Consider the following 8,852-nt stretch of genomic DNA (forward strand, 5'->3'; position numbering starts at 1 on the left):
ACCCAGAGCGAAGTATTCAAACTCTATTCCGGGTTACGCTTAGAAACCATATTAAATTAAGTGATATTGCTGATACTAAAGCCAACATTTTGCTGTCTGTAAATGCAATTATCATTTCCCTGGCTCTGGCAAATCTTATCCCTAAACTTGAAGCCGAGTCTAATAAGCATTTACTAATCCCAAGTTTGATCCTCGTTTTATTTAGTGTAGCTTCAATTATATTGTCCATTTTGTCAACAAGACCAAATGTCACTACCGGAGAATTCACCAAAGAACAGGTCAAGAACAGAAATGTGAATTTATTATTCTTCGGGAACTATCACAAGATGCCGTTTGATCAGTTTAAATGGGGAATGAACGAACTTATAAAAGATAAGGATTATGTGTACGAAATGCTCATGCTGGATCTGCACTTGCTTGGAAAAGTTCTGCATCGAAAATATTTCCTGTTAAGACTTACTTATACCGTATTTATGACGGGGATAATTGTATCTGTAATAGCATTTATCCTTGCGTTTTACCTAATGTAATTCTTCCATTAGATTTTCGTAAGTAATAGTATTTTCAGGATGATTGGAATCGGGTGAATATAATATGTTCACCCGTATTGCTTTTAGCCCAACAACACCCTGCACATCTTCAAGCTCCACAAGCTCTACCTGATCGCCAAAATATTTCTTTGCCTGCAGGTATTTAATATACTGTAGATATTCTCTTTCGTCACTGCTTTGGGAGTATACAATGGTCATTTTCCCCTTTTGGGTAACTCTTTCTTCAGTCCCTTTAACAAAGGCTTTATCAATACGCTTTTTTATGATTTCGTAACGTGCATTATAGGTCCCGTCCACATCGAATTTTTTCTCATCCATCCTGTACCTTATAGACATGGTACTATTATAAACCAGGATTAACGAAGCGGCTTCTAATTTCATGGGTGTACGCTCCTGTAGCTGATAAAATCTATTTTCCATCTCACACATGGTACTTAACTGCCATAATCTGAGATTAAATAAATACACCTTATTAAATGGTTTTTTATTGGCCATTGAAGGTCCAATATATATGTTATGATCTACCCCATCTGTCTTATATCTTTCGAAATAATGGGGATAGATTTCCTGGGCCTGGATTTGCCTTTTATCAATATAACGAGACATGGTCCTGTTGATTTGTTGTACGGTCTCATCATATTTTCTGCGGTGGTTATATACCAAGCCAGTTTCCGGATTTAGCATATCTGAATATTCCTCCACCAGTTTTCTAATCTCTTCAGATTGTTTTTTAAGATGACTCATAAGTGGATTCACCTCCTTTTTCAAGAGATTAAAAACTTTTTGTTCACTACTGGCGTTCAACCTTTCCTGCAGCTCCTCTTTAAAGTCGGATACTCTATACTTGATCTGGTCGTAAATAGGTAATTCTTCGATCTTATACGCTTTCTCAATAATATTCATGATAATATCAAGCTGATCCATTAAATCCTTTTTAATGGCTTCATTTCGCGCTTCAGAAGATGCTACGATATCAATTTGACCATATAGTGGATATACATCTTTAAACTTGATATCCTTAAAAGATGCCAATCCATCTTTATCAAGATCTTTGATAAATTTTTTAGCTTCTTTTTCAAAAACCCAAAGTACGCTTGGATGTATAGAAGTACACTCACTCTGAATTACAGCCTTGATCCGGTTTTCGAAATCATTTCGGTTCCTTTCTACCGTAGTAACTATATAAGGCAGTATATCATCCAGTTTAATGGCGTTGATGCTATTGAGTTCATTCTTTCTCTGAGATACCAGTTCCAGCACACCCAGTAGTTTACCATTTTTAGCAACAGGTGCCAGCAAACAGCTTTTAACTTTATTCTTTATCAGGTTTTTCGAAAGGAGATTGTCATGCTTTTTAGAATAATTATCCACATTGGAAATGGTGAAATAAGTATTTTTTTCCACCAGAGCCTGAAAAGCTTTCTCACAAATACCGGAGTTGCAGTCATTATTAACTTTCTCATCCAGGATGTAACTTTTAGCTTCTTCATTTTCCATCTTCTCAAAGACCATCTCCTTACGGTTAAAGACAGTAAAACCTACCCTTAAATCGTTAATTTTATAAATGGAACGAAAAATCTCCTGAAGCTTTTGTAACTCTTCGACCTCATTAACTTCTTCAAATAGAAGGGTTGTTTTTAATTCAGAAATAGCATCATCAATCGTAACGTCTGTGAGATTGATTAACGTAAAACCTTTGAAAATATAACTATGTGGAGGGATTTTCTCTTTCCACAATTCAATATCATCTACATTCTGAAGTAAAAGATCAACATCTTTTTGAGTTACCTCTGGTGCGTCATCTTTTTTAATAATTTCTACGAAATCTGCATTCATCGCCAGGCGATAATGCCTCATGATGCCATTATCATCTGGAATATCATAATACAAAGGTCGTGACACATCGATTACATGACCATAATAGGATTTTAAGATCTGTATACTGGCAAAGGTATAGATGAGCTCCTGATCCATATTGCGGAATTGAAGCGCAAAGTTCTCCCCGGCAATATTAATAATTTGTTTTAACCGGCGTGATGTTTTAAAAAGGATATTATGAAAGGGAACGGCAGCCGACTTTATTTCGTTATTAGTAAGAATATTAGGAAAGAGGTCGTCCAGTAATATGTCTATAGGCTCTGCATATTTTTCCAGTAAAGCAAGGTCGCTAAAACCTTCAGAAAGTTCAGGATATTTTGAAACATGGGCGAGCATGCTTTCCATGTATTCTCTGGAAATATCGTTTTGAACTTCTTTTAGCTCTTTTTTATATTCTTCAATAACTTTATGGAAGCTTATCTGAATATCAAAAGGAAATTCTTTTAATTGATGCGTCATAGCCTGAAGTTTAATGTAAAATTAAATCTTATAAAAGGGCAACAAAGACAGGCTTACTTAAATTAACAATAATTTATTAAAATCCCACCGGTAAGCCGGTGCAGTTCTTTATTTTTGTACAAAATCCAATTAAATATGAGAAATACATTTTATATACTTTCAGCTCTATTCATGATCTTATCGAGCTGTGGAGATGATAAAGGTTATTTTATTTCAGGAACCGTAGATGGCCTGGAAGACGGTAAAAAAGTATATGTTTCTGAACTTGACGGAAAGACCAGAACTCCTGTAGTTATCGATACCGGAGTTGTTAAAGACGGGAAATTTGAGATCGATCTTAAAGAAAGAGATCTTCCGGTTTTAAGTTTTCTTAGGTTTGAAGGAATAAACGGGAATATGATCTTTATTTCTGAAAATGAAGAAGTAGAATTTAATATTCATAAAGATAGTATTCGAACATCACGTGTTACCGGAGGTAAAGAAAACAAAGCATTGTTTGAATATCTGGATCATTTAAATGCCCTGAATAAAAAAATTGGGAATCTTCAGCGAGAAATGAGATCCAAGATGTCTCAGGGTGAACCTGAAGAGCTTCAGGAACTTAGGGAAGCCCAAATGGAATTACAGGAAAATGACAAAAACTTTAAAGTAGAACTCTTCAATAGAAATAAAGATACTTACCTGGCGGTAATGTTGCTTTCAGACATGCTGAATTCGAAAAATCAGAGTTCGGCTGAGGTTCGGGAAATGTATGCCGAAATTTCAGACAGAATTAAAAAAACAGATCTTGCCAAAGATCTGGAAAGAAGTCTGGAAACTATGAAAGCTGCTGAAGTTGGAAGCAAAGCTCCTGGCTTTTCTGGCCCAACACCAGATGGTAAGGAAATATCCTTAGAAGATAATTTAGGAAAGGTAACCGTAGTAGACTTTTGGGCAGCATGGTGTAAGCCTTGCCGAATCGAAAACCCTAACCTGGTGAGAACTTATAATAAATATAAAGATCAGGGCCTTAACATCATTAGTGTGAGTCTTGACAGACCCGGGCAAAAAGACAGATGGGTAGAGGCTATAGAAGCAGATAAACTTGAGCAGTGGGACCATGTTTCCAACTTGCAATTCTGGCAGGAGCCAATTGCACAGAAATATGGGGTAAAAGCCATTCCTGCAACTTTTATACTTGATGAGAATGGGGTAATAGTTGCTAAAAATTTACGGGGTGAAGCACTTGCAGAGAAAATTGGTGAATTGCTGAAATAAGCTTTCCATTTAAACACAAAAAAAGCGCCGTTGGGCGCTTTTTTTATTTCAATTCAAATCCAATATTAACCCGGATCTTTATTTCCAGTTCTCCCGGTGCAATACTTTGACCCGAGTCCTGTCCCATGGCCATAACTTCCTCACTCATTTTATATAATGGCTGGACATTATTGTAATTCACTTCGGCAATGGCAACCGCTTTACCTATGGATTGACCAAGGGGCTCAGCCAGTTGTTTCGCTTTACTTTGGGCATCCAATACCGCAATTTTTCTTGCTTCCTTTTCATATTTTTCCATTTCAGATGAACTAAACTGAATTCCATCTATTCTGTTCAATCCATTCTCCAGCAAGCCATTCATGATTTTTTCATATTTCGATATATCCTTCAGCGTTATGGAAATTGACTGATTCGCGACATAGCTATATGTTTTCTCGTTATAGTTATAATTCTTATTAAGATTCACATATTGGGTTTGAATATACTTATCCTCTATCCCCTGTGATTTAAGGTATTTAATTACTTTCCTCACAACCTCGTCGTTCTTCCTTTTAACTGTAGTTGCCGAATCACCTTCATGTTCAATTCTGGATTTTAAAATAACTTCATTCGGCACAACTTTCACCGTGCCTTCTCCACTAACATTCACCACAGAATTTTCCTGAGCGGTAATAGAGGTCAAAGCGGTCATTAAAAATAGAACTACCAATACGCTATATCTTTTCATAATAGTTTTGTTTAAGATTTGTAAGGGTTAACCAAAAAAAGTACCAAACTACAAGTAGCCGGTTCTTTGGAGGAAAAATAGAATAACTATCGGGATGGCCAATAAGATGACCATCAATAGATGTGTTTCAAAAACCCATGGTGCAAACAACATCGTAAGCAGGTAACCACCGGTGGCACCCCCAAAATGTGCATCATGCCCAATATTGTCGGTTCTTTTTTTCATTCCGTAAATGGTGTAGAACAGGTATCCTATTCCAAAAACATAGGCCGGCATGGGGATTACAAAGAATAAACCCAGGGTCATATCCGGTTGCAGCAAAATCGCAGAATACAGGATTCCCATAACTGCTCCACTGGCTCCCACAGCTGTATAATGTGGATCATTCTTATGAAAAAAGTAAGATAATAGATTACCCAGCAATAAACTTCCCAGATAGATTATTATAAAAGCAATTGACCCAAGATTATACAGGATCACATTAGCAAAAAAGAATAAGGTTAACATGTTTACGAAAAGGTGCCCTGGATCCACATGCAAAAATCCTGAAGAAAATATTTGATATTTAGCACCAGACTTTATATTGGAAATATTGAATCTATATTTATTAAAAAAGCTTTGGTCGCTAAAACCCTTAAATGAAATTAACGCATTGGCCGCGATGACCACAAGGGTCACAAGGCTTAATTCTCCCATATTTGCTAAAGTTTAATTTCAAATATACCATATATTTGCCGAAAGAAATTTTATGCAAGGATTAGTTTACTGGTTAGTTTATCCGTTCCTTTGGCTTATTTCCATTCTTCCATTTCCCGTTTTTTACGCTGTCTCAGACTTTACCTATTTCCTGGTTTTTCATGTAATTAGATACAGAAGAAAAACGGTTAGCAATAATTTAAAACTGGTATTTCCCAATAAGTCTTCATCTGAATTAAAACAGATCGAAAAAGACTTTTACAGTCATATGTGTGACATGTTTCTGGAAATGGTGAAGAGCATTTCTATTTCTAATTCAGAATTGAAAAAACGCTTTACTTTCACCAATATTTCTGAAATTCAGAAGATCCAGGATATGGATAAAAGCATAATTCTTATGTGCGGTCATTATGCCAGTTATGAATGGATGAATGCCTTACAATTACATGGTCTGGATTATAAAGGATTTGGGATCTATAAAAGAGTTAAGAATAAATATTTCGACCAGATGGCTCGTGATATCAGAGGCCGGTTTGATGGAGTTCTAATACCCACGGTAGATGCAACCAAAACTATAATAAGCAACGAAAAAAAAGGAATTCGCGGTGTATATGCGATGGTAGCAGACCAGTCTCCAAAATTAGGTCGGGCATTTTTCTGGACAGAGTTCATGGATATACAGGTTCCTGTTTTTCTTGGAACCGAAAAACTTGCCAAACCCTTAAATATGGCGGTTGTTTACCTGCATGTAGAAAAGGTAAAACGAGGGCATTATCAGGCTACTTTTAAAACAATCTCTTTAGAGCCAAAGGAAGAACCACCCTATAAAATTACCAATGAGTATTTGACTCTTCTGGAAGCGCAGATCAGGCAGGCGCCTGAGTATTATTTATGGACACATAAGAGATGGAAGCACCGAAGCACTCCCATCCCTAATGATGCTGCTATTTTTAAAAGAACTTAGGAAACAGAAACTATTTCTTCAATTTCCTTAATCATTTTTTGAGCAAGTTCATCTGCTTCCTGCTGAGATTTAGCTTCAGTATAAATTCTAATGATTGGCTCTGTATTAGATTTTCTTAAATGAACCCAGTTCTCAGGGAAATCAATTTTCACTCCATCTATCGTAGTAATTTCTTCACCATCGTGACGCTGTTGCACAGCCTTTAAAATTCCGTCAACATCAAGACCTGGAGTAAGTTCAATTTTGTTCTTACTCATAAAATAAGAAGGATATTCATTTCTTATTTCAGAAACTTTCATCTTTTTCTCGGCCATGTGAGTAAGGAACAACGCTGTTCCAACCAAACTGTCTCTACCGTAGTGAGCCTCCGGATAGATAATTCCACCATTACCTTCTCCCCCAATGATAGCATTCGTATCTTTCATTAATTGTACAACATTCACTTCTCCCACTGCACTCGCCTGATAATTACCATTATGTTTATTTGTAATATCCCGAAGAGCTCTGGAAGATGAAAGATTACTTACCGTATTACCGGGTGTTTTAGAGAGCACATAATCTGCACAGGCAACTAATGTATATTCCTCGCCAAACATTTCTCCCTTCTCGTCGATAAATGCAAGACGATCAACATCCGGATCCACTACTATCCCCAAATCTGCATTTTCTTTTTTCATTAGGTCGCAAATCGCCGTTAAGTGTTCTTTAAGCGGCTCCGGATTGTGAGGGAAATGTCCGTTTGGATCACAGTATAATTCAACAACCTCAACCCCCATTTTTTTCAATAAAGCAGGGATGGCTATTCCTCCGGTGGAATTAACCCCGTCAACGGCAACCTTAAATTTTGCATCAGCTACTTTCCCAGCATCTACCAGTTTTAATTTAAGAACCTCCTCAATATGTTTTTCAATATAATCTGCAACAACATTTATCTCACCAAGCTCGTCCACTTCAGAAAAAGTAAAATCTTCGCTATCGGCAATTTTAAGTATTTCGGCTCCTGCTTCTCCGTCTAAAAACTCTCCTTTATTATTAAGAAGCTTTAAAGCATTCCATTGCTTTGGATTATGACTGGCCGTAAGTATGATTCCTCCATCTGCTTTCTCCATAGGAACCGCTACCTCAACAGTTGGAGTAGTTGAAAGTCCAAGATCTATGACATCTATCCCTAAACCTGTTAGGGTGTTCATGGTTAATTCCTGTATCATCTTTCCAGAAATCCTTGCATCTCTCCCAACTGCAACCTTAATTTTATCCTTTCCGGAATTTTTCTTTAACCAGGTTCCATAGGCCGCTGCAAATTTCACAGTATCCAAAGGAGTAAGATTATCTCCTGTTCTTCCCCCAATGGTTCCTCTAATTCCTGAAATTGATTTTATTAATGTCATATCGATCTTTTAATTTCTGTCTTTTTTAATATTCGGCAAATATACAAGCCTAATTCCCCTGCTTCCAAACCTTAACGAAAATTTACCCTCTCTGCTTAAATTTGTATCTTCCGAAAATGAACTTTCTGGCACATATTTTCTTATCCGGAGATAATGAGAAAATCAGAATTGGAAATTTTATGGCCGATTCTATAAAAGGAAATAAATATCTTAAATATCCTCCGGACATTCAAAAAGGCATAATTCTACATAGAGGTATCGATTATTTTACAGATACTCATCCGGTGTTTAGAGAGAGCACTCAGCGCTTATCTTCCCGCTATGGCCATTATAGTGGGATTATTGTAGATATTTTTTATGATCATTTTCTGGCTGCAAACTGGGCTGAATATAGCGATATAGCCCTTGAAAGGTATGTTGATAATTTCTATTCGCTGCTAAAGGAAAACTATGAGATCCTTCCCCCTAAAGTGAAAAGTTTTTTACCCTATATGATGCGGGATAACTGGTTATTGAGTTATGCAGAAATAGATGGTATTAAAAAAGTATTGAATGGAATGAATAAGCGAACTGGAAGTAAGTCTGGCATGAATGAAGCCACCGTGGAATTACAAAAATACTATCCCGAGTTTGCACTTGAGTTTAAAAGGTTTTTTGAGGACGCCCAATTATTTTGCAAAGAGAAAAGAAGGCAGTTATAAGAGTCTCAATTGAAGATAAAAAAGACCGGTATAAACCGGTCTTAATTGTTTTGGGGGGCTAATTAATTATTTTACAAATTTCCAGCGACCATTAATAAGTTCCACTTCTTTCAGATTTTTTCCTTTCTGTACCCACCATTTATCATCTTTCCTTAAAACCATTACGCCTTCGATTACATAATATTCACCATTGATATATTCAGGCTCCGGATTAGTCGGCTCAGGCTCTGT

The 8,852-nt window shown here is 36.6% G+C and carries 8 protein-coding genes; 4 read left to right on the plus strand and 4 right to left on the minus strand.

Annotated elements, in window-relative coordinates; all coding sequences use genetic code 11:
• A partial coding sequence (locus tag ACNKXV_RS00645) for a Pycsar system effector family protein (protein ID WP_417905769.1) occupies positions 1-530 on the plus strand: 530 nt, incomplete at its 5' end.
• On the opposite strand, the gene ACNKXV_RS00650 is transcribed toward ACNKXV_RS00645, so the two are convergent.
• The gene (locus tag ACNKXV_RS00650; protein ID WP_417905770.1) at positions 522-2,888 is read right to left on the minus strand and encodes a GAF domain-containing protein; all 2,367 of its coding nucleotides are present in this window, start codon (positions 2,886-2,888) and stop codon (positions 522-524) included. The two genes, ACNKXV_RS00645 and ACNKXV_RS00650, sit on opposite strands and share 9 nt — an antisense overlap.
• A 135-nt stretch (positions 2,889-3,023) precedes the next feature.
• Here ACNKXV_RS00650 and ACNKXV_RS00655 point away from each other — a divergent pair, with 135 nt between their 5' ends.
• Positions 3,024-4,145 carry a redoxin domain-containing protein gene (locus tag ACNKXV_RS00655; protein ID WP_417905771.1) on the plus strand — a complete coding sequence of 374 codons (1,122 nt, stop codon included), beginning with the start codon at positions 3,024-3,026 and terminating at the stop codon, positions 4,143-4,145.
• 43 nt (positions 4,146-4,188) lie between these two features.
• Here ACNKXV_RS00655 and ACNKXV_RS00660 read toward each other — a convergent pair whose 3' ends face one another.
• Together ACNKXV_RS00660 and ACNKXV_RS00665 are read right to left on the minus strand one after the other, a co-directional pair.
• The gene (locus tag ACNKXV_RS00660) at positions 4,189-4,872 is read right to left on the minus strand and encodes an SIMPL domain-containing protein (RefSeq protein WP_417905772.1); all 684 of its coding nucleotides are present in this window, start codon (positions 4,870-4,872) and stop codon (positions 4,189-4,191) included.
• 48 nt (positions 4,873-4,920) lie between these two features.
• Entirely contained in the window at positions 4,921-5,568 is a 648-nt protein-coding gene (locus tag ACNKXV_RS00665; protein ID WP_417905773.1) for a rhomboid family intramembrane serine protease, read from the minus strand.
• A 52-nt stretch (positions 5,569-5,620) separates the two neighbouring features.
• Here ACNKXV_RS00665 and ACNKXV_RS00670 point away from each other — a divergent pair, with 52 nt between their 5' ends.
• Entirely contained in the window at positions 5,621-6,532 is a 912-nt protein-coding gene (locus ACNKXV_RS00670; RefSeq protein ID WP_417905774.1) for a lysophospholipid acyltransferase family protein, read from the plus strand.
• On the opposite strand, the gene glmM is transcribed toward ACNKXV_RS00670, so the two are convergent.
• Positions 6,529-7,920 (minus strand): phosphoglucosamine mutase, encoded by a 1,392-nt coding sequence (gene glmM, locus ACNKXV_RS00675; RefSeq protein WP_417905775.1) that lies wholly within the window; start codon positions 7,918-7,920, stop codon positions 6,529-6,531. The genes ACNKXV_RS00670 and glmM overlap by 4 nt on opposite strands.
• Before the next feature lie 116 nt (positions 7,921-8,036).
• Between glmM and ACNKXV_RS00680 the strand changes: the two genes are divergently transcribed.
• Positions 8,037-8,621: an acyl carrier protein phosphodiesterase gene (locus ACNKXV_RS00680; RefSeq protein WP_417905776.1), complete on the plus strand. Its 585-nt coding sequence runs from the start codon at positions 8,037-8,039 to the stop codon at positions 8,619-8,621.
• Positions 8,622-8,852 lie beyond the last annotated feature (231 nt).

This window comes from Christiangramia aquimixticola (genome assembly GCF_048285835.1).
GTDB lineage: Bacteria > Bacteroidota > Bacteroidia > Flavobacteriales > Flavobacteriaceae > Christiangramia > Christiangramia aquimixticola.

Excerpts from the sequence above, each read along its gene's own strand:
- ACNKXV_RS00660 (WP_417905772.1), bottom strand. The coding sequence starts at position 4,872 with ATGAAAAGATATAGCGTATTGGTAGTTCTATTTTTAATGACCGCTTTG.
- ACNKXV_RS00680 (WP_417905776.1), top strand. The coding sequence starts at position 8,037 with ATGAACTTTCTGGCACATATTTTCTTATCCGGAGATAATGAGAAAATC.
- ACNKXV_RS00670 (WP_417905774.1), top strand. The coding sequence starts at position 5,621 with ATGCAAGGATTAGTTTACTGGTTAGTTTATCCGTTCCTTTGGCTTATT.
- glmM (WP_417905775.1), bottom strand. The coding sequence starts at position 7,920 with ATGACATTAATAAAATCAATTTCAGGAATTAGAGGAACCATTGGGGGA.
- ACNKXV_RS00655 (WP_417905771.1), top strand. The coding sequence starts at position 3,024 with ATGAGAAATACATTTTATATACTTTCAGCTCTATTCATGATCTTATCG.
- ACNKXV_RS00665 (WP_417905773.1), bottom strand. The coding sequence starts at position 5,568 with ATGGGAGAATTAAGCCTTGTGACCCTTGTGGTCATCGCGGCCAATGCG.
- ACNKXV_RS00650 (WP_417905770.1), bottom strand. The coding sequence starts at position 2,888 with ATGACGCATCAATTAAAAGAATTTCCTTTTGATATTCAGATAAGCTTC.